24 protein-coding genes and 3 pseudogenes are annotated in these 21,841 nt (G+C 72.5%); 16 read left to right on the top strand and 11 right to left on the bottom strand.

Annotation, left to right across the window (positions count from 1 at the left end):
- Positions 1-18 precede the first annotated feature (18 nt).
- Positions 19-795 carry a ceramidase domain-containing protein gene (locus tag Dvina_RS26210; protein ID WP_223105096.1) on the top strand — a complete coding sequence of 259 codons (777 nt, stop codon included), beginning with the start codon at positions 19-21 and terminating at the stop codon, positions 793-795.
- Positions 796-952: 157 nt separating this feature from the next.
- Here Dvina_RS26210 and Dvina_RS54490 read toward each other — a convergent pair.
- Positions 953-1,192 (bottom strand): annotated as a pseudogene (locus tag Dvina_RS54490) (VanZ family protein); the annotation flags it as partial.
- Here Dvina_RS54490 and Dvina_RS26205 point away from each other — a divergent pair.
- From Dvina_RS26205 to Dvina_RS26195, 4 genes are all read left to right on the top strand, one after another.
- The gene (locus Dvina_RS26205; protein ID WP_223106274.1) at positions 1,176-1,946 is read left to right on the top strand and encodes a hypothetical protein; all 771 of its coding nucleotides are present in this window, start codon (positions 1,176-1,178) and stop codon (positions 1,944-1,946) included. The pseudogene Dvina_RS54490 and the gene Dvina_RS26205 overlap by 17 nt on opposite strands.
- Positions 1,947-1,978: 32 nt before the next feature.
- Positions 1,979-2,101, top strand: coding sequence for a hypothetical protein (locus Dvina_RS55295; protein ID WP_281428410.1), 123 nt, complete (start codon positions 1,979-1,981; stop codon positions 2,099-2,101).
- Positions 2,098-2,682, top strand: coding sequence for a hypothetical protein (locus Dvina_RS26200; protein WP_223105095.1), 585 nt, complete (start codon positions 2,098-2,100; stop codon positions 2,680-2,682). The genes Dvina_RS55295 and Dvina_RS26200 overlap by 4 nt, the downstream gene beginning before the upstream one ends.
- A gap of 158 nt (positions 2,683-2,840) precedes the next feature.
- Positions 2,841-6,299: a ricin-type beta-trefoil lectin domain protein gene (locus Dvina_RS26195; RefSeq protein ID WP_223105094.1), complete on the top strand. Its 3,459-nt coding sequence runs from the start codon at positions 2,841-2,843 to the stop codon at positions 6,297-6,299.
- On the opposite strand, the gene Dvina_RS26190 is transcribed toward Dvina_RS26195, so the two are convergent.
- On the bottom strand, positions 6,296-6,661 hold the full coding sequence (locus Dvina_RS26190; RefSeq protein ID WP_246656459.1) for a S26 family signal peptidase: 366 nt from the start codon (positions 6,659-6,661) through the stop codon (positions 6,296-6,298). The two genes, Dvina_RS26195 and Dvina_RS26190, sit on opposite strands and share 4 nt — an antisense overlap.
- A 20-nt stretch (positions 6,662-6,681) precedes the next feature.
- On the opposite strand from Dvina_RS26190, the gene Dvina_RS26185 reads away from it, so the two are divergent.
- Together Dvina_RS26185 and Dvina_RS26180 are read left to right on the top strand one after the other, a co-directional pair.
- Positions 6,682-8,493 (top strand): ABC transporter ATP-binding protein, encoded by a 1,812-nt coding sequence (locus tag Dvina_RS26185; protein ID WP_223105093.1) that lies wholly within the window; start codon positions 6,682-6,684, stop codon positions 8,491-8,493.
- A gap of 6 nt (positions 8,494-8,499) precedes the next feature.
- Positions 8,500-9,606: an alanine racemase gene (locus tag Dvina_RS26180; protein WP_223105092.1), complete on the top strand. Its 1,107-nt coding sequence runs from the start codon at positions 8,500-8,502 to the stop codon at positions 9,604-9,606.
- 14 nt (positions 9,607-9,620) lie between these two features.
- Here the strand turns inward: Dvina_RS26180 and Dvina_RS26175 are convergent, their stop codons facing one another.
- Positions 9,621-9,842, bottom strand: a complete 222-nt coding sequence (locus Dvina_RS26175; protein WP_223105091.1) for a hypothetical protein — start codon at positions 9,840-9,842, stop codon at positions 9,621-9,623.
- 66 nt (positions 9,843-9,908) lie between these two features.
- Between Dvina_RS26175 and Dvina_RS26170 the strand changes: the two genes are divergently transcribed.
- Together Dvina_RS26170 and Dvina_RS55540 are read left to right on the top strand one after the other, a co-directional pair.
- Positions 9,909-10,637 carry a GNAT family N-acetyltransferase gene (locus Dvina_RS26170; protein ID WP_223105090.1) on the top strand — a complete coding sequence of 243 codons (729 nt, stop codon included), beginning with the start codon at positions 9,909-9,911 and terminating at the stop codon, positions 10,635-10,637.
- Positions 10,634-10,771: pseudogene (locus tag Dvina_RS55540) on the top strand (sigma factor); the annotation flags it as partial. The gene Dvina_RS26170 and the pseudogene Dvina_RS55540, both read left to right, overlap by 4 nt.
- Before the next feature lie 376 nt (positions 10,772-11,147).
- Here Dvina_RS55540 and Dvina_RS26160 read toward each other — a convergent pair.
- From Dvina_RS26160 to ctaD, 3 genes are all read right to left on the bottom strand, one after another.
- On the bottom strand, positions 11,148-11,762 hold the full coding sequence (locus Dvina_RS26160) for a DUF4328 domain-containing protein (RefSeq protein ID WP_223105088.1): 615 nt from the start codon (positions 11,760-11,762) through the stop codon (positions 11,148-11,150).
- A gap of 125 nt (positions 11,763-11,887) precedes the next feature.
- Positions 11,888-12,310 (bottom strand): cytochrome c oxidase subunit 4, encoded by a 423-nt coding sequence (locus Dvina_RS26155; RefSeq protein WP_223105087.1) that lies wholly within the window; start codon positions 12,308-12,310, stop codon positions 11,888-11,890.
- Entirely contained in the window at positions 12,300-14,006 is a 1,707-nt protein-coding gene (ctaD, locus tag Dvina_RS26150; protein ID WP_380028334.1) for an aa3-type cytochrome oxidase subunit I, read from the bottom strand. The genes Dvina_RS26155 and ctaD overlap by 11 nt, the downstream gene beginning before the upstream one ends.
- A gap of 253 nt (positions 14,007-14,259) precedes the next feature.
- On the opposite strand from ctaD, the gene Dvina_RS26145 reads away from it, so the two are divergent.
- From Dvina_RS26145 to Dvina_RS26135, 3 genes are all read left to right on the top strand, one after another.
- Positions 14,260-14,442: an antitoxin gene (locus tag Dvina_RS26145; protein WP_223105085.1), complete on the top strand. Its 183-nt coding sequence runs from the start codon at positions 14,260-14,262 to the stop codon at positions 14,440-14,442.
- A 156-nt stretch (positions 14,443-14,598) separates the two neighbouring features.
- Positions 14,599-14,895 (top strand): hypothetical protein, encoded by a 297-nt coding sequence (locus Dvina_RS26140; protein WP_223105084.1) that lies wholly within the window; start codon positions 14,599-14,601, stop codon positions 14,893-14,895.
- Positions 14,896-14,962: 67 nt separating this feature from the next.
- Positions 14,963-15,355 carry an SRPBCC family protein gene (locus Dvina_RS26135; RefSeq protein WP_223105083.1) on the top strand — a complete coding sequence of 131 codons (393 nt, stop codon included), beginning with the start codon at positions 14,963-14,965 and terminating at the stop codon, positions 15,353-15,355.
- Between the two features lie 3 nt (positions 15,356-15,358).
- On the opposite strand, the gene Dvina_RS26130 is transcribed toward Dvina_RS26135, so the two are convergent.
- A complete protein-coding gene (locus Dvina_RS26130; protein WP_223105082.1) occupies positions 15,359-16,459 on the bottom strand; it encodes a sensor histidine kinase in 1,101 nt (366 codons plus the stop codon).
- Positions 16,452-17,147, bottom strand: coding sequence for a response regulator transcription factor (locus Dvina_RS26125; protein WP_223105081.1), 696 nt, complete (start codon positions 17,145-17,147; stop codon positions 16,452-16,454). The genes Dvina_RS26130 and Dvina_RS26125 overlap by 8 nt, the downstream gene beginning before the upstream one ends.
- Positions 17,148-17,234: 87 nt before the next feature.
- On the opposite strand from Dvina_RS26125, the gene Dvina_RS26120 reads away from it, so the two are divergent.
- From Dvina_RS26120 to Dvina_RS55780, 4 genes and pseudogenes are all read left to right on the top strand, one after another.
- On the top strand, positions 17,235-18,242 hold the full coding sequence (locus Dvina_RS26120; RefSeq protein WP_223105080.1) for a D-isomer specific 2-hydroxyacid dehydrogenase family protein: 1,008 nt from the start codon (positions 17,235-17,237) through the stop codon (positions 18,240-18,242).
- On the top strand, positions 18,235-19,275 hold the full coding sequence (vanA, locus tag Dvina_RS26115) for a D-alanine--(R)-lactate ligase (RefSeq protein WP_223105079.1): 1,041 nt from the start codon (positions 18,235-18,237) through the stop codon (positions 19,273-19,275). The genes Dvina_RS26120 and vanA overlap by 8 nt, the downstream gene beginning before the upstream one ends.
- Positions 19,272-19,928 carry a D-Ala-D-Ala dipeptidase VanX gene (gene vanX, locus Dvina_RS26110; RefSeq protein WP_223105078.1) on the top strand — a complete coding sequence of 219 codons (657 nt, stop codon included), beginning with the start codon at positions 19,272-19,274 and terminating at the stop codon, positions 19,926-19,928. The genes vanA and vanX overlap by 4 nt, the downstream gene beginning before the upstream one ends.
- A 22-nt stretch (positions 19,929-19,950) precedes the next feature.
- Positions 19,951-20,295, top strand: a pseudogene (locus tag Dvina_RS55780) (YitT family protein); the annotation flags it as partial.
- Positions 20,296-20,452: 157 nt separating this feature from the next.
- Here the strand turns inward: Dvina_RS55780 and Dvina_RS26100 are convergent.
- The 3 genes from Dvina_RS26100 to Dvina_RS26090 all read right to left on the bottom strand — a co-directional run bounded on the left by Dvina_RS26100 (position 20,453) and on the right by Dvina_RS26090 (position 21,819).
- A complete protein-coding gene (locus Dvina_RS26100) occupies positions 20,453-20,749 on the bottom strand; it encodes a hypothetical protein (protein WP_223106272.1) in 297 nt (98 codons plus the stop codon).
- Positions 20,742-21,452 (bottom strand): substrate-binding domain-containing protein, encoded by a 711-nt coding sequence (locus Dvina_RS26095; protein ID WP_223105077.1) that lies wholly within the window; start codon positions 21,450-21,452, stop codon positions 20,742-20,744. The genes Dvina_RS26100 and Dvina_RS26095 overlap by 8 nt, the downstream gene beginning before the upstream one ends.
- 118 nt (positions 21,453-21,570) lie before the next feature.
- On the bottom strand, positions 21,571-21,819 hold the full coding sequence (locus Dvina_RS26090; RefSeq protein WP_223105076.1) for a zinc ribbon domain-containing protein: 249 nt from the start codon (positions 21,817-21,819) through the stop codon (positions 21,571-21,573).
- Positions 21,820-21,841: the final 22 nt, after the last annotated feature.

The following is a 21,841-nucleotide window of genomic DNA, read 5'->3' as shown; positions in this document are numbered from 1 at the left end:
GGCCGTAGGCTCGCAGTCATGCCGCAGCGCAGCCGCACCGCACTCGTCGCCGCCGGGTCGACGGCCGTCCTGTCGTGCGGGCTGCTCGCCGTGGCGATCGCGCGGGGGTGGCTCGGGCCGGACGTCGGGCGCGGGAACACGTTCTGTGAGGCGGCCCGGCCCGGCCCGGTCCGGCAGCCGGCCAACACGTTCAGCAACCTCGGGTTCGTCGTCGCCGGGCTGCTCATCGCCTGGGACCGGACGAAGACGCCGGTCCAGGCACCCATGGCCGTCATCGTCGTCCTGCTCGGGCCGGCCAGCGCCGCCATGCACGCCACCCAGTCGGCCGCCGGTGGGGCGCTGGACATGCTCAGCATGTACCTCATCGCCGCGTTCGCCGTGTCGTACGCCGTCATGCGCCGGCTCCGCCGGGGCTACGGCCTCTTCGCGGCCGTGTACCTGGCCTGCGTCGGCGCGTGCGAACTGGCCGGGCTCTACACGACGCCGATCCCGGTCGTCATGTACGCCGGGAACGTCGCCTTCGGGGTCCTGCTGCTCACCGCCGTCGCCCTCGAGATCGGCATCATCCGCCGGCGGGAGAGCCGCAGCCAGGCCGGGTTCGCGTATGCGTCGATCGGGGCGATGGTGCTGGCGTTCACCATCTGGAACGTCACGAACCAGGGGCTCTGCGCGCCGCACTCCCTGCTGCAGGGGCACGCCGTGTGGCACCTGCTGAGCGCCGTGGCGGCGTACCTGCTGTACCGCTACTACGCAAGCGAGGTGCACCCGAACGCGGCCACCGGCACCGGGCACTGAGCACCGCACCGCTGCCGGCGCCGCCCGCCGCTCCCGGCCGCGCCGTCAGCGGAACGGGCGGAAGAAGTCGCGCAGCTCCCGGGCGTAGATCTCGGGCTGCCGCATTGAGCAGGACGTCGTCGACCGAGGAGAACCGTCCGAGGGCCAGGACGTACTGCAGCGTCTCCACAAGCACCGAAAGCCCGCCGGCCAGCCCCAGCACCCGTGGCACCGACGCCAGGGCCGGGAACCGGACCGGCCCGAAGAACCCGAGCGCCGCGAACACCAGCAGGTTGCCGACGATCTGCACCGTCGCCGACAGCGGCCCGTGCCCGACGACCGCGACGAGGTCGCGCAGCGGCACCAGGTTCACCCGCGCCCGATCCGGGTCCCCACCCCGGTTGGGCAGCAGGATCATCCAGACCCACGGCACCGTCCCGTACACGATCCCGACCTCGGCGACCGCCGTGCGCCACGACCCGCCGCGCAGCCGCTTCACCACCCAGACGGCCACCACGGCCAACGGCAGCACGACGACCGTCACCAGGACCACACCCGTGATCGTCCCGAACCACCCGTGCCACCCGTTGACCACGCCGCATGCTATCCGCCACGGACGGGTGCGGCCGCCCGCGCACCGCCCGGACGACAGCCATGAATACTTTGCCCGGGCGGCGGGCAAACCAGGCGCCATGGACGACGATCGAATCGCCACGACGTACACGTTCGGCAGCCTCTTCGTGCGCACGGCCGCGGTCCTGGCCGCCTTCGTCGCCCCCGTGGCCCTCGGCATCGCCGCGGCGGCGGGCGTGCTCGGCACCGACAGCCTGTGGCAACGCATCGCCTTCGTCCCGCTCGGCCTGATCGTCGGCGCCGTCTACGGCTACCTGGCCCTGTTCCGGGTCGTCTACCGCCTGCGCATCGACGGCGACCGGCTCCACTGGCGCGCCGTCCTGCGCGGCGGCAGCGCACCCCTGACCGACGTCCACCAGGTCGTCCCGCACCCGAAGAACTACACGACGATCGTGCTCAACGACGGCCGCCGCATCCACGTCGCCGGCGTCCACGACGTGTGGCCGTTCCTCAACGCCCTGCGCCGGGCCGCGCCGCACATCCAGATCGAACGGCCGCTGGCCCTGCACACCCCGAAGTGGTTCCGCACCGAGGGCTGACCGCGCGGGCCGCCGCCCGTATCGTCGGCGTGGTGAGACGTCGAGTGCTGCTGCTCAGCGTTGCGGTCGCCGCCACCCGGGAGGTCGCCATACGCTGCTACGCGTTCCCGGTCCCGTCGCCGGCGGCCGGCGAGCCGACGGAGCATCTCGCGTGACCGATACCGGCGCCATGCACCCGCACGACGGCTGGTGGGACACGCTGAGCGCCCCGGTGCAGGACCTCATCGACGAGCTGCTGTGCGCGGGCCGGATGATCGCCGCCATCGTCCTGCTGCGCGGGGACGACGGCCTGCGGCCGCGGCCCGCACTGTACGAGGCCCAGGATCTGCTGGCCGAGCGGCGCGCCGAGCTGGACCGCCAGGGCCGTCTTCCACCCGAGCCGCCGCCGTTGACGACCGAGCAGCTGCTGGAGAAGGCCGTCGCGATAACCGCCCCGGTCGCCGCCATCGAAGCACTGTGGGACGGCGACACCCAGGGCTGGTTCGTCGAACTGGCGGCGATCGTGCGCCGGCCGGGCCCGAACCACGACCGCTTCGACGCGGTGACGTTGACGGCGCTGCGGCACGGCGGCGACATCCGCCTGTTCAACGGCCAGGTGCCGCCCTGGCCGGAGGCCCGGCGGGCGACGGAGCAGGGCCGGGCCCTGGCCCAGCACCTCGGCGTGCCGTTCCACTTCACGAGCCCGGACACGCCGGACGTCGACCTGCCCCGCTGGTGGAACACACAGCCCACCTGATCGCCACCCCGCAACGGACAGCCGCAACCATCCAGTGGTACTCGGCACTTCCAGCGCGTTCTGTCAACACTTTCCGAAACGCGTATTGACAACTTTAGTTACGAAAGCGTGAGGTGAGAGGCAGCATCCCCGCCACGTGCTGCCCCTGTGAGGTCTGTGTGCACCATCGTCGCCTCCTTCCCCGTGTTCTCGCTGCTCTCGCCCTCGTCGCCGGGTCGCTCGCCGCGCCGGCGCCGGCTGCTCAGGCGGCCACCGCGGTCGTCACCGACGGCAACGCCCGGTTCGATGTGCTGTCGCCTACGCTCATCCGGCTGGAGTATGCCGGGGACGGGGTGTTCCAGGACCTGACGACGTTCAACGTCGTCAACCGGAGCTTCCCGGTGCCGGCCTACACGACGTCGGTGACGGCGGACGGCTATCGGCAGATTCAGACAAGCGCGCTGACCCTGCGGTACAAGCAGGGCAGTGGGCCCTTCACGGCGCAGAACGTGTCGGTGACGCTGGCCACCGGCGTCGTCGCGGCGCCCGCCTTCCCGTCGTTCTGTGCCTACAACACCGCCTGTGAGGCCGAGAATGCGCTGCTCACCGGCAACGCTACGCCCGCCTACGACCACACCGGCAACACCGGGTCGGCGTTCGTGGCCGGGATCGAGAAGACCGGGTCGTCGCTCGCGATCGACGTGAGCAACGTGCCGGCCGCCGGCAGCTACAAGCTGCAGGTCCGCTACGCCAACGCGGCGGGCGGGGACGGGCAGACCACCACCCGGTCGATGTCGACGAAGATCGGCAGCACGGCCGGGCCGCAGCTCAGCCTGCCGCCGACGGGCAGCTGGGACACGTGGAGCACCGCCGCGACGACCGTCAGCGTGCCGGCCGGGACGAGCACCGTCACGGTCGTGCAGAACGCGAGCGACTCCGGGCGCGTCAACATCGACAGCATCGCGTTGACGCCGACCGGCTCGACGACGTATCCGGCGGCGGCCAACACGCTGCTGACGACCGGGTACGGCGCCGGGCCGAAGGACGCGCTCGGCGGCTGGTCGCGGTCGCTCGACAACCCGCGGACCGTGCCGGTGCCGGAGCACCCGGGGATCCTGGCCAAGTCCGGCTGGTACCTCCTCGACGACAGCCGCACCGCCCTGCTCAACGCCGCGCACGTCGTGAGCACCCGGCCGGGGCACGGCAACCAGCCGTACCAGGACGGCTACTTCTTCGGCTACGGGCAGAACTTCAAGCAGGGCCTCAGCGACCTCAACGCGCTCACCGGCGGCTCCGCGCTGCTGCCCCAGTCCGCGTACGGCGTCTGGTACTCCCGCTACTACGCGTACAGCACGGCCGACTACCAGAACACGCTGCTGCCCACGTTCCGCAGCTCGTTCACGCCGATCGACTGGCTCGTCATCGACACCGACTTCAAGTCGCCCAGCCAGTGGAACGGCTGGAACTGGAACACCGCACTGTTCCCGGACCCGCAGGGCTTCATGGACTGGACGAAGCAGCAGGGGCTCAACGTCTCGCTGAACGTCCACACCAGCATCGCCGGGAACGATCCCAAGTTCGCGACCGCGAACAGCCAGGCCGGCGGGCTGATCCCGGACGGCGGCAACTACGTCTTCGACTGGTCCAAGCCCGCGCACATGGCCGCGTACATGAACCTGCACAAGTCGTTCGAACAGCAGGGCGTGCGCACCTGGTGGCTCGACTACTGCACCGGCTGCGGCGCCTCGACCGCGTCGGACCCGCACGTGTCGCCGGACACGCTCATCAACCAGGCGTACGCCGACGCGGCGGCCGCGCGCGGGCTGCGCGGGTTCTCGTTCGGGCGGATCGGCGGAGCCGAGTTCGGCAACGACGACTCCAACTTCGCCGTCGGGCCGTGGGCCGAGCGGCGCAACACGATGCAGTTCACCGGCGACACCCCGGCGACCTGGGACATGCTCGCGTTCGAGGCCCGGTTCACGCCGGACGAGGCCGCGGCCGGGTTCTCCAACGTCAGCCACGACATCGGCAGCTTCCACGGCGGGCACCTCGCCGACGACCTGTACGCGCGGTGGCTGCAGCTGGGCACCTTCCAGCCGGTCGACCGGCTGCACTCCGACCACGGCGACCGGCTGCCGTGGAACTACACGGGCGCGGCCCAGGCCAGCGCCGAGACGTTCCTGCGGCTGCGCGAGGCCCTGGTCCCCTACACCTACACGCTCGCCCAGCAGGCCAGCGCGACGGGCGTGCCGATCACCCGGCCGCTGTACCTCAACTACCCGGGCAGCGCCGAGGCGTACACGAACCCCAGCGAGTACCTCTACGGCGACAACGTCCTCGTCGCGCCGATCACCAGCAGCTCCGGCTCCCGCTCGGTCTGGATCCCGCCGGGCTCCTGGACCGACTACTTCACCGGCCAGGTCTACAGTGGACCGTCCACGGTGACCTACACCTCGCCGCTGTCGCAGATGCCGGTGCTCGTCAAGTCCGGCGGCATCCTGCCGACCCGCACCGACTACGTCGACAACGCCGCCCAGCGGCCCCTGACCCAGCTGACCGTCAACGTGGCGGCCGGCGCCGACGGCACCTTCTCGCTCTACTCCGACGCCGGTGAGGGCGCGCCGACGGCGTCGACCCGGGCCCCGCTGGCCTGGAGCGAGGCGTCGCGCACGCTCACGATCGGCGCCCAGACCGGGAGCTTCGCGGGGGCACCGACCTCCCGGCAGTACACCCTCAGGCTCTCGAACTCCAACGCCCCGACCGCGGTCAGCGTCGACGGTGTGCAGGTCCCCGAGACGGCCTGGGCGTGGAACGCCAACCAGCGCACCGTCACCGTGACGACGGCCGCGCTGCCGCTCAACGCCCAGCACACCGTCACGCTCGCGGGCTCGGCCACGGCGAACCCGACCGCCGGCGAGGTCGTCGGCGTCGGCGGGCTGTGCCTGGACGTGCGCGGCGGGAGCGCCACGGACGGCACGGCGCTGCAGATGTACGGGTGCAACCACACCGCCGCGCAGACGTTCGCCTACGGCGCCGACAACACGCTGCGCGTCCTGGGCAAGTGCGTGACCGCCGGCGCCGCGGTCACGATCGCCACGTGCTCGGGCGCGGCGGCACAGCAGTGGTCACACCAGTCCAGCGGGGCCCTCGTGTCCGGCGGTCAGTGCCTGGACGTGCCCAACGGCAACACCACGCCGGGGGCGGTGCAGCTGCAGACCTACACCTGCAACGGCTCGTCCGCGCAGCTCTGGAAGCTGCCGCCGGGCCCGGTGACCGGCCCGGGCGGGCTGTGCGCCGACGTGGCCAACGCCTCCCCGGCCTCGGGCACGGCCGTGCAGCTCTGGGGCTGCAACAACAGCGACGCCCAGCGCTGGTCGGCGCCCGGCGACCAGTCGCTGCGCACGCTCGGCAAGTGCCTGGACGTGGTGAACGGCGGCACGGCCAACGGCACGGCAGTGCAGCTGTGGGACTGCAACGGCACCGCGTCGCAGACCTGGACGACGCGCGCCGACGGCACGCTGTTCAACCCGCAGTCGGGCCGCTGCGTCGACGACCCGAACAACAACCAGAAGGCGGGTGACCTGCTGCGCATCTGGGACTGCAACACGACGGCGGCCCAGCGCTTCCGCCTCGGCTAGAGCCGTCGCCGCACGATGCCGATGGTGGTGCTCACCGGGACCGGCCCGAAGAGCCGGGAGTCGTACCCGGGGCTGTCCCCGAGCACCACCATGGCATCGTCACCCTCGAATGCGGCGATGCGCTTGACGAGCCGACCCGCCCGCTGCGGCGGGACCGGGCCGGCCGCGACAGTCACGCCCGGTGGCAGCTGCACGGGACCGGTCGGCCGGTGCAGCACGACGATGTCGCCGACGCGCAGCGGCTGGCCCCGGTAGCGCCGCACCAGCAGCAGGTCACCGTCGTGCAGGGCGGGGGCCATGCTGCCGCCGGCGACCCGGATCAGCAGCCACGGCAGCCACCGCAGGGCATGTATATCGAGCACAGTCACGGTAATTTACGCGGATGCGTCAACCACTCCACGATGCCTGGCACGCGCTGCGGCTCGGCGTGCGCGCCACCCCGGCCCGGCTGGCCGGTGACGCCGTGGTCACCCTGGTCGGCGCGGCCGTGCCCGTCGCCACCGTGTGGCTGCTCAAGAGCGCCCTCGATGAAATTTCCAGCGGCGGGGGTACCGCGCGGACGCTCGCCCTCAGCATCGCCGGCCTGGTCGTCGCCGGGCTGTTCGCGGCCACGCTGCCGTCGCTCGGCACGTATCTGCAGAACGAGGTCGGGCGCGCGATCGGCCGCCGCGCCCAGTCCGACCTGTATCAGGCCACCGCCCGCCTGACCGGCCTGGCCCGGCTGGAGGACCCGGCGTTCCACGACCGCCTCCGGATGGCGCAGACCGCCGGCCGCTCGGGCCCCGGCCAGGTCGTCCGCGGCGTCATCGGCACCGCCCAGCTCGCGGTGACGCTCGCGGGCATGGTCGTGGTGCTGGCCGCGATCAACCCGGCCATCGCCGCTGTCACGCTCGTCGGGCTGCTGCCGGCGCTCATCGCCGAGGTCCGGCTGAGCCGCGAGCAGGCGGCGATGATGTGGAGCATCAGCCCGCACGAGCGCCGCGAGTTCTTCTACGCCGAGCTGCAGACGAGCCTCCCCGCCGCCAAGGAGGTGCGCCTGCTCGGCCTCTCGGAGCTGTTCCGCCTGCGCATGCTCGACGAACTGGCCGCCTCCGACGGGCAGCGCCGCCGCCTCGACGCCCGCACGCTGCGCGTGCAGTTCGCACTCGGCCTGCTCTCGGCGCTGGTGCTGGGTGCCGCGCTGGCCTGGGCGGCCCGGGCCGCGCTGCACGGTGCGCTCAGCGTCGGCGACGTCTCCGCGCTCGTGGCCGCCATCGCCGCGCTGCAGACCACGCTGGCCGCGCTCGTCAACCGGGTGGCGCTGATGCACCACGCGCTGCTGCTCTACCGGCACTTCCGGGCCGTCCTGGACGCGACCCCCGACCTGCCGCAGCCGCCGGACCCGGCCCCGGTCCCCCGGCTGCGCACCGCGGTCGAGCTGCGCGACGTGTGGTTTCGATACTCGCCCGACCAGGACTGGGTCCTGCGCGGCGTCACGCTCGTCATCCCGCACGGCGAGGCGGTCGGCCTGGTCGGGCTGAACGGCGCCGGGAAGAGCACGATCGTGAAGCTGCTGTGCCGGTTCTACGACCCGGACCGCGGCACCGTCCTGTGGGACGGCCAGGACGTGCGCGACCTGTCCCTCGACGACCTGCGCAGCCGGATCGGCGCGCTGTTCCAGGACTACATGACCTACGAGCTCACCGCGGCCGAGAACATCGGCCTCGGCGACGTGGACGCGATGTCCTCGCCGGAGCGCATCCGGGCCGCGGCGGCCCGGGCCGGGATCGACTCGACGGTGCGGGCGCTGCCGCACGGGTACGACACCATGCTCTCGAAAATGTTCACCGACGGGCCGGACGACGAGTCCACGGGGGTGCTGCTCTCCGGCGGGCAGTGGCAGCGCCTGGCCCTGGCCCGCACCTACCTGCGCGACGGCCGCGACCTGCTCATCCTCGACGAGCCGAGCGCCGGCCTGGACGCCGAGGCCGAGCACGCGATCCACCGGGGCCTGCGGACGCACCGGGCGGGCGCGACGAGCCTGCTGATCTCGCACCGCCTGGGTGCGCTGCGCGACGCCGACACGCTCGTCGTCCTCGCCGACGGCCGGATCACCGAGCGGGGCACCCACGACGAGCTGATGGCCGCGAACGGTGCGTACGCCCGGCTGTTTCGCCTGCAGGCGGCGGGCTACCAGTCGGAGCCGGTAGCCTGACCAGTCGTGACCGGCTCATTGGACGATCCTTCGACCCCGTTCCTGGCGCTGGAGCGCGGCCGCGTCGAGGCGAACGCCAGGCGCCTGCAGGCCCACCTCGAGCGGCTCGGCGTCTCGCTGCGCCAGCACGTCAAGACGGCCAAGTCGGTCGAGGTCGCCGGGATCGTCGAGCCCGGCGGGGCGATCACCGTGTCGACTCTCGCCGAGGCCGAGGCGTTCGCGGACGCCGGATACCGGGACATCCTCTACGCCGTCGGCATCGCCCCGCACAAGCTGCCACGGGTGCGGGCCCTGCGGGAGCGCGGCGTGGACCTCACGGTGCTGCTGGACAGCGTCGAGCAGGCCGCGGGCGCGGGGGTGCCGGCGTTCATCGAGGTCGACTGCGACGGGCACCGCGGTGGCGTACACCCGGACGATCCGGCGCTCGTGGACATCGCGGCCACGCTGGAGGCGTCCGGCGGGCAGGTGCGCGGAGTGCTGGTGCACGCCGGGGAGTCGTACTTCGCCGACGGTGACGAGCAGCTGCGGGCGGCCGCCCAGCACGAGCGGGACGTGGCCGTGCGGGCGGCGCAGGTGCTGCGCGCGGCCGGGTTCGCCACGCCTGTCGTGAGCGTCGGGTCGACGCCGACCGCGCACTTCGCCACCGACCTGCGCGGCGTGACGGAGGTCCGGGCCGGCAACTTCGTCTTCTTCGACCTCGTGATGGCCGGCATCGGCGTGTGCAGCCACGCGGATCTCGCGCTGTCGGTCGTCGTCACCGTCATCGGGCACCAGGCCGGCAAGGGCTGGATCCTCACCGACGGCGGCTGGATGGCCACGTCCCGCGATCGGGGTACGTCACGGCAGCGGGTCGACCAGAGCTACGGGCTCGTCGCCGACCTCGACGGTGTCCTCTTCGACGACCTGGTCATGGCCGACGCGAGCCAGGAGCACGGGATGCTGGCGATCCGGCCCGGCAGTGCCGCGCGGCTGCCGGAGCTGCCGGTCGGCGCCCGGGTGCGGATCCTGCCGATCCACGCGTGCGCGACCGCCGGCCAGCACGACGCCTACCACGTCGTCGAGCCCGGCTCACGCATCGTCGAGGCCGTGTGGCCGCGGGTTCGCGGCTGGTGACCGCCGCAGCCCGCTCAGGCCGCGGCGCGCAGCGGCGGTGCGACAGGCCCCGTGGCGGCGGCCCGGGCGGCCGGGGTGGACGCGAGCACCAGGCCGGCGTGCTGTGCGGCCGGGCACGGGGCGGGCCAGCCGCACGCCTGGCACGTGCCGTCGCCGCCCGGCTCCGCCCGGTGACGTTCGACGAGTTCGGCGGCGGTGCCCGCCAGGACACTGCCGGGAAGGACGATGTTTGTCACGGCGGCGCTTGTACCCCGCGCCCGGACCGGCCAATCACAATCGGAACGAGTGGCGGAGCGTGACACATGCCCGACGGATCGATGCTCCACCGGGTGCGCCGCGTGTGGACCGGGATGGCCGCGGCGCCCGTCCGCTTCACCGACGCGGCCGTCACGGTGGTCGTGTCGCCGGCGTCACACCTGAGCCCGCCCGGCTGGGTCGGGATCGTCACCATCGGTGACGCCGCCATCGCCACCGCGCCGGACGAGCACACGGCCGCCGCCGTCCGCCGCGCGCTCGGCGGCCTCCCGGTCACGGCCGTGACCGACCCGCAGGTCATCGGCGCCCGGCTGCCGCTCGCCGGCGTCCTGGGCCCGGCGACCCTCGCCTACTGCGACGCCGAGTGCTTCCGGCCGGTGGCCGGCGCCGCCGCGGCGGACCCCGCGGACCTGCGCCCGCTGCTCGACCGGGTCCCGGGCGACGAGGCCGGCGAGGCGGGGCTCGACGCGATCACCTCGCCGGCGTTCGTCGTGCGGGACGGGCCGGCCGTCGTCGCCGCGGCCGGCTACGAGGTCTGGCCGGGCGGCGTCGCGCACCTGAGCGTCCTGACCGATCCGGCGCACCGCGGCCGCGGGCTGGCCCGGACGGTCGCCGCCGCGGCCGTCACCGCCGCCCTGGACGCCGGGCTGCTCCCGCAGTGGCGGGCCCGGCCCGAGCCGTCGCGCCGGGTGGCCCGGGCGCTCGGCTTCCAGGAGCTCGGCGCCCAGCTCAGCATCGATCAGTCGACGGCGACGACGAGCTTGCCGCGGCGGTGACCGCCCGTGAGTTGCGGGCGCATTGTTACCGGATGGTGGGCGCGCTCGGCGAGGCCGAGGACCTGGTGCAGGAGACGTTCCTGCGGGCCTGGCGCGGCCGGCCCGGGTTCGACGGCCGCGCGGCTCCGCGAGCGCCTGGACTGGGCGGGCGGGCGGGCGGGCGGCGAGCGGAGCGGAGCGGAGCGGAGCGGCGGATGCTGCGCCGTTACGTGGACGCGCACCGGACCGGTGACCGGGCCGCGCTCGCCGCGCTGCTCGCCGCCGACGTGCGCGTGCAGTTCCCGCCGCTGCCGCTGTGGGTCGACGGCCGCGAGCCCTGTCTGGACGCGATCCGCGAGCACGCCGACCCCGGCACCTACCGGTACGCCGAGGCCGCGGCCAACCACCAGCCCGCCTTCGGCGTCTACCTGTGCGCCCCCGGCGCAGGACTCCCCCTCTTCGACACCGCTGTCGCGCTGCGGCTGGTCTCGCACAAGCGGTACGACAACGGCATCCTGCGGCTGATTTACGTCACCCGGCGTCCGGCTCGGCCGTCGCCCACTGCTGGTGGATCTCGGTGACGTGGCTGACGATGTGGAAGCCGAGGCCGGCGGCCACGCAGCCGACCGCGCCGTAGACCAGGTTGAGCCACGGTTCGTAGTGGAACAGCACGCTGGCGTTGACGACCGCGAACTCGTGGAACGCGAACAGGATCAGTGAGATCACGAACGTGGCCCACCAGCCGGCGACCTTCCTCGGCAGCGGCTCGTTGCCCAGCTTGTCGGAGCGGTAGTACACCTCGGCGACGACGAGCATCGGCACCCACAGGTTGGCGACCGGGGTGAACCAGGAGACGACCGGCTGGACGGGCTTCCAGCGCAGGCCGTCCGCGCCGTTGTCCTCGAGGTTCTCCCGGGCCAGGTGCAGCCACAGGATGAACGTGACGGCGGTGTACAGCCACCCGACGATCAGCAGCCAGGCGAACAGCGTGTGCACGAGCCCGGGCTGGTAGTCGTCGAGGGCACCGGAGAACATGATGGTGAAGAAGTTGAGCACCGCCATGCTCCCGAGCCCGATCAGGCACAGCCCGGCGGGGTCGGTGAGCCGGGTGCGCGGCTGTGCGGTGTGCTCGGCCGGTTCGGTCAACGTCGGCAGCCTCCTCGTCCGCGATGGTGACTCCGAGGATCGCCGATCCCTGCAACAGCCCCCGACCTGGCCCTCCGTGAAGCCGCCCGGCCACGGTGATCAACGCGCAGCCGGCCCGGTCGCGCTCAGTCGGAGCTGCGGGTGGTGCCGGTGTAGTACTCGAACAGCAGGCCCGCGGCCGAGAGGACGACCAGGACCAGGCCGACGCCGACAAGCCAGATCTGCCAGACCGCGATGCCGAAGGCGGCCGTGGCGGCGCCCAGGCCGACGAGGATCGGCCAGTACGAGTACGGGCTGAAGAAGCCGACGTCCCCGGCCCCGTCGGCCGGCTCGGCATCCTCCCGGTCCTCGGGGCGCGGCGGCATCCGCCGGGAGATCAGATACCAGGAGCCGCCGATCATCGCGCACAGCAGGGTCGACAGGGCCAGCGCGACGGTGCCGACCCGTTCGACACCGCCGGTCATCACGTCCGTCAGCCAGGCGTAGACCCCGGTCACGACGACCAGGAAGCCGCCGATGACGGCGAACACCCGCCACTCAGCCCTCATCGTCGAGCTCCTGAGCCGGGCGGACCTCGCGCTGCGGGCGGTCACGGGCGATGTCGGCGATCTGCTTGCCGTACTTGTAGTCGAACGCCGGGCGCTCCGAGCGGATGCGCGGCAGGGACTCGAAGTTGTGCCGCGGCGGCGGGCAGCTGGTCGCCCACTCCAGGGAGTTGCCGAAGCCCCACGGGTCGGCGACCGTGACCACCCGGCCGAACTTCCAGGACCGCCAGACGTTCCACAGCAGGAACAGCGTCGAGATGCCCAGGACGAACGAGCCGATCGAGGAGATGGTGTTGAGCAGGGTGAAGCCGTCGCTGGGCTGGTAGTCGGCGTAGCGGCGCGGCATGCCCCGGCTGCCGAGCCAGTGCTGGACCAGGAACGTCATGTGGAAGCCGACGAACATCGTCCAGAAGTGCAGCTTGCCCAGGCGCTCGTCGAGCATCCGGCCGGTGATCTTCGGGAACCAGAAGTACACGCCGCCGAACGCGGCGAAGACGATCGTGCCGAACAGCACGTAGTGGAAGTGCGCGACGACGAAGTAGGAGTCGTTCAGGTGGAAGTCGAGCGGCGGGCTGGCCAGGATGACCCCGGACAGGCCACCGAGCAGGAACGTGACCAGGAAGCCGATGGAGAACAGCATCGGCGTCTCGAACGTGAGCTGCCCACGGGCCATCGTGCCGATCCAGTTGAAGAACTTGATGCCGGTGGGTACCGCGATCAGGAAGCTCAGGAACGAGAAGAACGGCAGCAGCACCTGCCCGGTGGCGAACATGTGGTGCGCCCAGACCGTCATCGACAGGGCGGTGATCGCGATCGTGGCCCCGACGAGGCCCTTGTAGCCGAAGACCGGCTTGCGGCTGAACACCGGGAGGATCTCGGTGACGATGCCGAAGAACGGCAGCGCGACCACGTAGACCTCGGGGTGGCCGAAGAACCAGAACAGGTGCTGCCACAGGATCGGCCCGCCGTAGGCCGCGTCGTAGACGGTGGCGCCGAGTTTGCGGTCGGCCTCCAGGACCAGCAGCGCCGCGGCCAGCACCGGGAACGCCAGGATGATGAGCAGGGCGGTGCACAGGATGTTCCAGGTGAAGATGGGCAGCCGGAACATCGTCATGCCCGGCGCCCGCAGCGTGACGATCGTGGTGATGAGGTTTACCGCGCCGAGGATCGTGCCGAGGCCGGAGATCACCAGGCCCATGATCCACAGGTCGGCGCCGATGCCGGGCGAGTGCTGCTCGGTGTTCAGCGGCGCGTAGGCGGTCCAGCCGAAGTCGGCCGCGCCGCCGGGCGTGAAGAACCCGCTCACCACCAGGACGCCGCCGAGCAGGAACAGCCAGTACGACACCGCGTTGAGCCGCGGGAAGGCCACGTCGGCCGCGCCGATCTGCAGCGGCACCACGAAGTTGGCGAACCCGATCACCAGCGGGGTCGCGAACAGCAGCAGCATGATCGTGCCGTGCGCGGTGAACAGCTGGTTGTACTGCTCCGGCGAGAGCAGCTGCAGCCCGGGCCGGGCGAGCTCGGCCCGCATGAGCAGGGCCATGAAGCCGCCGACGATGAAGAACGCGAAGGACGTCAGCAGGTACAGGACCCCGATCTCCTTGGCGTCGGTGGTGCGCAGCAGCCGGGTCAGGGCGGTGCCGGGCAGCGGGCGGTGCACCAGCGGCCGGTCGGGCGGCGCCGGCCGCACGTCGAGCACCGCCGTGGCCGTGCCCTCGCCGTGGGCGTTGCGGACCGGGTCGCCCGGGCGGTCGGGGGCGGCGTCGGTGCGGTACCGGTGCGGCTCCGGAATGTTGATCGGCTGGGCGCCGCGGTCCGGCGGCGGCCCGGCATCCTCGGCCATCGAAGCTCCTCACAGTCGGCGTTCCGGGGCGCATCTGCCCGCGACCCGCGGCTCGAAACATCGGCGCGCCGGCTTGGTTACCGCCGGGCGCGAGGGGTACCGGACCGGCATGAACGATTTCATGGACAAGGCCAAGAACTTTGCCGACCAGCACGACGACAAGGTCGACCAGGCCATCGACAAGGCCGGTGACCAGGTCGACGAGCGCACCGGCGAGAAGTACTCCGGGCAGATCGACAAGGGCGTCGACTACGCTCAGCAGCACACCGGCGAGGGCGACACCGACCGCTAGGCCGGCCGGACGCGGCTGCGACACCGGCTCCGTCCCGGTCGACGCCGCGGACAACCGGCGGCAGCCGGTGCTCGGGCCCGGCATGATCACGCTCGGGCTGATCTTCACGCCGCGGCCGGCTCGGCGCCGCCGGCGTCAACCGATGAGGAGTCGCGCATGGCACGGGCGACGGTGGCGGCGTCCGGCGAGCGCCGCGACGCCGACGGCATCCGGGTGCCGGCCGGCGAGGTCCACGCGTGGCTCGCCGGCCAGAACCAGACGGTGTGCGGGGTGCCGCTGTTCCGGGCCCGGCTGCTCGTGTTTCCGCACGTGCCGTGGGAATACCGGGACACCGACACGCTCAACCCGGGTGACGACGTTCGCCATGTCTGCCCGCGTTGCCTGGCCGCGCTGCGGGGTCGCCCGCGGCGGGGCCGGCGGCGCACCTGGACCCGGACGTCCCCCCGCCCCTGAAACGGCACTGCGGCCACCGCGGGCGGCACGTCGATTTCCGCCGCCCGGCCCGGGTAGCGGAGGTGGCATGGAAATCGATCGTGCGTACGGGTTCAGCGCCCCGCCGGAGGTCGTGTTCGGCAACCTCACCGACCCGGCCCGCCTCGACCGCTGGCTGCCTCCGGGCGTGCAGGGCGAGCCGGCCGGGCCCGGCGAGGTGCGGCTGCGCGCCGGTGGGGTGCAGGTCCGCTGCCTGGTGACGGCCGAGGCGGACGACATGCGGCTGCGCTGGCGGCTCGCGGACCGCGACGACGTGCAGGGCACGGTGCAGGCGGTCGACGGGCCGGCGGGCGGCGCCGAGCTGCCGGTGCGGGTCAGCGCCCCGGACGCGGCGATCCCGGCCGAGCGTGCGGAGCAGCTCCTGGCCGCGGCGGCGGAGCGGCTGCAGCGCGACGTGGAGGACAACCTCAGCGCCGGCTGAGCCTCACGGTGCGGGCAGCTGCACCGTGGCCCGCAGGCCGCCCGCCGGGCGCGCGGTGAGCGTGAGGGTCCCGCCGTGGGCGTGGGCGATGCTCTTGACGATGGCCAGGCCGAGACCGAAGCCGGCGTGGTCGGTGCGGATGCGCTCGGTCCCGCGCTGGAACGCCTCGCCGAGCGTCGCCACGAGCCGCGGGCTGAGCCGCTCGCCGGTGTTCTCGACAGTGAGCGTCACCGCCCGAGGGCGGGCGCCGGTCGTGACCCAGACCGTGCCGCCGTCCGGCTGGTTGTGCACGATCGCGTTGTGCACCAGGTTGGTGGTCAGCTGCAGCAGCAGCGCGTGCGAGCCCATCGCGGGCGTGATGTCGCCGCTCGTCTCGATGGTGATGCCGCGCTTCTCCGCCAGCGGCAGGAGGGTCTCGGTGGCCTCCTCGGCGATCAGGGACAGGTCGACCTGGGCGCGCGGGAAGGCGCCCCGGTCGGCCCGGCTCAGCAGGAGCAGCGCCTCGGTCAGCTCGATCGCCCGGCTGTTGACGATCTGGAGGCGGTCGACGAGCTCGCCGACGTCGCGGCTGCGGTCGCTGCGGGCCACCTCGAGCAGGGTCTGGGTCACGGCCAGCGGGGTGCGCAGCTCGTGGGAGGCGTTGGCCGCGAAGCGCTGCTGCTCGGCGACCTGGGCCTCGAGCCGGGCCAGCATCGCGTCGAAGGCGTCGGCGAGCTCGCGGAACTCGTCCTTGGCGCCGGGCAGCCGGATGCGGTGCGACAGCGACCCGTCGGCGGCCATCCGGGTGGCGTCGGCGATCCGGGTCAGCGGCGCCAGCATGCGCCCGGCCAGGATCCAGCCGCCGAGCAGGCCGAACACCAGCAGGAACACCAGCATCTCGACCACCCGCGGCGCGAACGCGTGCAGGAGGTCCTGGCGGCTCGGGCTGAAGAAGCCGGGCTCGCCGACGTACGGGTCGCCCCGGGACATCCGCGCCTGATCCGGCACGTACCGCAGCAGGAACACCCAGACGACCGCCAGCAGCATGGCCCCGGTGAACATCAGGAACCCGGCGTAGCTGAGGGTGAGCTTGAGCCGGACGCTCAGCCCCGGCACCCTATCCATGCGGCGGGCCCGACCGGGCGGCGGCGGGCTGCGCGTCGATGCGGTAGCCGACGCCGGCCACGGTGTCGATGATCCCGGGCTCGCCGAGGCGTTTGCGCAGCGCCGAGATCGTGATGCGCACCGCGTTGGTGAACGGGTCGGCGTGCTCGTCCCAGGCCCGGGCCAGCAGTTCCTCGGCGCTGACGACCCCGCCCCCGGCCGCGACGAGGACCTCGAGCACGGCGAACTGCTTGCGGGTCAGCGCGATGTAGCGGTCGTCGCGGTAGACCTCGCGGCGGAACGGGTCGAGCCGCAGCCCGGCGAGCTGCAGCACGGGCGGGCGGTTGTGGCCCCGGCGGCGGTCCAGCGCGCGCAGCCGCAGCACGAGCTCGCGCAGCTCGAACGGCTTGGTCAGGTAGTCGTCGGCGCCGAGCTCGAACCCGGAGACCTTGTCGTCGAGCCGGTCGGCCGCCGTGAGCATGAGGATCGGCATGCCGCTGCCCGAGGCGACGATGCGCTTGGCGATCTCGTCGCCGGACGGGCCGGGGACGTCCCGGTCGAGCACGGCGATGTCGTAGTCGTTGACCGCGAGCATCTCCAGCGCGGTGTCGCCGTCGCCGGCGATGTCCGCGGCGATCGCCTCGAGGCGCAGTCCATCCCGGATGGCCTCGGCCAGAAAGGGCTCGTCCTCCACGATCAACACCCGCATCCGCTCGATCGTACGGCCGGCCGCCTATCGCCCGCGTATCAAAATCCTCATACGCGCCGGCAACACCGGGACCGGTGCACTTGCCGCATGACCATCAGCCCGCCGGCCGGCCCGACCATGGGCCTGACCGTCTACGGGTGCGAGCCCGACGAGGCCGCCCTGTTCCGGACCCTGGCGCCGAGCTACGGGGTCAGCCCGACCATCACCGACGCGGCCGTCTCGGTGGACAACGCCGAGCTGGCGCGGGGCAACCGCTGCGTCAGCATCGGCCACAAGACGCCCGTGACCGCCGCCACGCTGCTGGCACTGCGCCGGGCCGGCGTGACCTACGTGTCCACCCGCAGCATCGGGTACAACCACATCGACGTGCGCTTCGCCGAGAGCATCGGGGTGACCGTCGGCAACGTCGCGTACTCGCCGGACAGCGTGGCCGACTACACGCTGATGCTGATGCTGATGGCGATCCGCCACGCGAAGTCCACGCTCACCCGGGCCGAGGCGCACGACTACCGGCTGCACGAGGTGCGCGGCCGGGAGCTGCGCGACCTGACCGTCGGGGTGATCGGAACCGGACGCATCGGGGCGGCGGTCATGCGGCGGCTGCGCGGCTTCGGCGGCCGCGTCCTGGCCTACGACAGCCGGCCGAACGCCCCCGCCGAGTACGTCGCGCTGCACGAGCTGCTGCGCCGCAGCGACATCGTCACGCTGCACACGCCGCTCACCGCGCAGACGCACCACCTGCTGGACCGGCGGCGCATCGAGCTGCTGCAGCGCGGCGCGGTCGTGGTCAACACCGGGCGCGGCCCGCTGCTGGACACCGAGGCGCTCGTCGATGCCCTGGAGCGCGAGCACCTGGGCGGGGCGGCGCTGGACGTCATCGAGGGCGAGGAGGGGATTTTCTACGCCGACTGCGGCGGGCGGCCGATCGAAAACGACCTCCTGCTGCGGCTGCAGAAGCTCCCGGGCGTGCTCATCAGCCCGCACACCGCGTACTTCACCGACCACGCCCTGAGCGACACGGTCGAGAACTCCATATTGCGCTGCCGGAACCACGAAACCGGCCGCACCCAAGGAATCGGGGACCAGCATGGCTAAAGTCCGTATCGGCATCCTCTTCGGCGGCGTGGGCGAGGAGCACCCCGTCTCGGTCAAGTCCGCCCGGGAGGTGGCCCGGCACCTGGACCCGGCGCGCTACGAGCCGTACTACATCGGGATCACGCTGCGCGGCGAGTGGAAGCTCTGCGCCGGCCCGGCCCCGGACTGGGAGCGGGGCGACTCCCGGCCGGCCGTGCTGTCGCCCGACCGCAGTGTCCACGGCCTGCTGGTGCTCGACGAGGGCCGGTACGAGACCATCCGGCTGGACCTGGTCCTGCCGGTGCTGCACGGCAAGGGCGGCGAGGACGGCACCGTGCAGGGCCTGCTCGAACTGGCCGGTATCCCCTACGCCGGCTGCGACGTGCAGAGCTCCGCGCTGTGCATGGACAAGTCGCTGACGTACCTCGTGGTCGGCGCGGCCGGCATCGCCACCCCGGCCGTGCGGACCGTGCCGGCCGACGAGAAGATCGACGCCGAGGAGCTCACGTACCCGGTCTTCGTGAAGCCGGCCCGCTCCGGGTCCTCGTTCGGCGTGACGAAGGTCGCCGGACCCGCGGACCTGCAGGATGCGGTGGAGACGGCCCGGCAGTACGACGCGAAGGTCCTGATCGAGACCGCCGTCGACGGCCGCGAGATCGGGTGCGCGATCCTCGGCAACGACGATGACCTGCTCGTCGGGGAGGTCGACCGGGTCGCCCTGTCGCACGGGTTCTTCCGCATCCACCAGGAGGCGACGCCGGAGACGGGCTCGGAGAACTCGTCGTTCATCGTCCCGGCCGACATCCCGGCGCAGTCCCGCGCGCTGGTCCAGGAGACGGCGAAGGCCATCTACCGCGCGCTGGGCTGCCGGGGCCTGGCCCGGGTCGACATGTTCCTGCTCGATGACGGCTCGGTCGTGCTCAACGAGGTCAACACCTTCCCCGGCCTGACCTCCTACAGCCGGTACCCGCGGATGATGGCCGCGGCCGGCCGGCCGCTCGGGGAGGTCCTCGACCGGCTGGTGTCGCTGACCCTGACCGGGCGCCAGCGGTGAGGGCCGACTTCGTCTACATCGACGAGTTCGTGCCCGGGATCCGCTGGGACGCCAAGTACGCGACCTGGGACAACTTCACCGGCAGGCCCGTCGACGGCTACCTCGCCAACCGGGTCGTCGGCACTCGGGCGCTCGGCACCGCGCTGGCCGGGGCCCGTGACCGGGCGGCGGCGCTGGGCCTCGGCCTGCTGCTGTGGGACGGCTACCGGCCGCAGCGCGCCGTCGACCGCTTCCTGCGCTGGTCGCGGGAGCCGGATGACGGCCGGGCGAAGCAGCGGCACCACCCGAACATCACCCGGGCCGAGATGTTCGAGCTGGGCTACGTGGCCGCGAGGTCGGGCCACAGCCGGGGCAGCACCGTCGACCTGACGCTGTTCCGCCTGGACACCGGCGCGCTGGTGCCGATGGGCGGCGACCACGACCTGATGGACGTGCGCTCGCACCACGGCGCCCCGGGCATCACGGCGGCCGAGGCGCGCCACCGCCGGCAGCTGCGCACCATCATGGAGTCCAGCGGCTTCGGTGCCTACGAGTGCGAGTGGTGGCACTACACGCTGCGCGACGAGCCGTACCCGGACACGTACTTCGACTTCCCCATCACCGCGAACGCCACCGACCGCGAGCCCGCCCGGGTGATCGTCGCCGTCGGCTGAGCCGGCCTCACGGGGCGCTCTGATGTTCCAGGAGCGCGCGCAGGCGCAGGGGCATCTCCTCCTTCAGGGAGATGACGGTGCTCGTGCGGACGATGTCGCGCTCCTGCTCGAGCACCTCACCCGGCTGCCGTTCGCGGTGCTCTACGCCGCCGTGACGCTGCCGCTCGTCGTGCTGGCCGTCGCGCGGAAGGGTTGGCGCTTCGCCGTGCGGTCCGGGATCGCGGTCGGGCTGGTGCCGCTGTGCTCGCTGCTGCACCCGCGGGTCATGGACGTGGGCCGGATCGACCCGCTCTACGCCGCGCCGGCCGGAAACCTGGCGGTCGGGGTCGGGCTGCTGATCGTGTTCCGCCACGACGCCGGCCTCGGCGGCTTCAACGTGGTCGCGCTGGTCGGCCAGGAGCGGCTCGGCTGGCGGGCCGGGCACGTGCAGCTGGATCGATCCTCCGCGACGGCGGGCGCCTCGGCGCGGGTGACGGCCGGGCGGGCCGCGGCGCGAGGCACCCGGTCCGCCCGGCCGCCGGCGCCTAAGCCTGTTCGCGCGGCTCCGGGGTCTCCGCGCCCGGCATGGCCCCGTTCGGGTCGATCTCGCCGTCGTAGTTGTAGACGTCGTAGCTGTCGCGCTGCTTGGTCGTGTGGATGTAGCGGTGCAGGTAACCGTCGATCTCGAACTCGAGCACCGGTGCGTCGCCGGCTTCGATCGTCGCGCCGTCGCGCGGACCGCCGACGAGGATCGCATTGTCATTCGTGGCCATTGCCGCCCTGTTCCCGCCCGGGGCCGCGTCAAACGAAACGCTGGACGTCACCGACGTGCTGTCAATCATTGTCCGCACTGGTCAGCATGTTCACCGTCTCGGCATTCACCATTGTCAGGATCTCATTCAGGCAGCGCTCTCTGAATATCTCCCCCGCGCCTTCCAGCAGTGCGACGAGAGCACTGGCGGCCGTGCGCCCCATCGCCGCCCACGGCGGCCGGGCCACGGTGAGCCCCGGATGCAGCAGCGGCCCCACCCCGGTCTCGTCATAGACGGCGACGTCCAGGTGTGGGGCCGCGCGTAACACGTCGAGCCCGAGGGCCGCGGTCGCGCAGACGATCGCGGTGGGCGGATCGGCCCGGTCGAGCAGGCACCGGGCCGCCCGCCCGCCGTCGTGGGTCGCGGCGATGGTCGCCACCTGCCGGTGCCCGCGCTCGCGCAGGTGGGTCACGAGCGACTGCACCCCGGCGGCGCGGTCGGCCCACACCGCGGAGACCCCGGCCGCAGGTTCGTGGGTGTCCACGAGCACGAACGGGTACAGCCGCGGCATCTCGGTGGTGCCGATGAGGATCGCACCGTCGACGTCCGGCGGCGCGCTGCGGGCCCCGGCGCTGAACCGGACCACCCGCCCGTGCCGCTCCAACGTGTCCACAATGGACTCGACAACGATGCCGTAGGGTCCGGTGAGCGGATGCGGACAGCGCACGAACACCACACCGCCGCGCCGGCTCGGTTGGCCGGCCGCCTCGACGAGCAACGCCGGGTTCTGCATGCTGCCCCTTTCAGAGAGCGCTCTCTGGAACTTTGGGAGCTGGGATGCCGAGCGCCTGAGAGCGCTCTCAACACTGGCGTTTGTACGCGGCGGGCGCGTGGGGTGTCAAGGCACGGGGTCAGCGGTGAGTCGAGGCCGGCATCCGATCCGCGTCGGCGGCGCTGACGCTCGTGCGGGATCGGCAGGCGGGATTGCGGCACTCGACGGCGTAGCGGACCCGGACCGGGAACAGCGGGATGAAGAACAGGCTGAACTTCGTGACGCCCCGCAGCAGCAGCATGGGGCCGCCGTGCCCGCAGACCCGGCACACGAACGTCACCCAGCGCAGGACCTCCGTCTTGGTCCGGAGCCCGAAGATGACAAGCACACCACCAGGCTACGCGGCGCCC

It is taken from the genome of Dactylosporangium vinaceum (genome assembly GCF_019904175.1).
Classification (GTDB): domain Bacteria; phylum Actinomycetota; class Actinomycetes; order Mycobacteriales; family Micromonosporaceae; genus Dactylosporangium; species Dactylosporangium vinaceum.
This window is presented reverse-complemented; position numbering and strand designations above follow the sequence as displayed.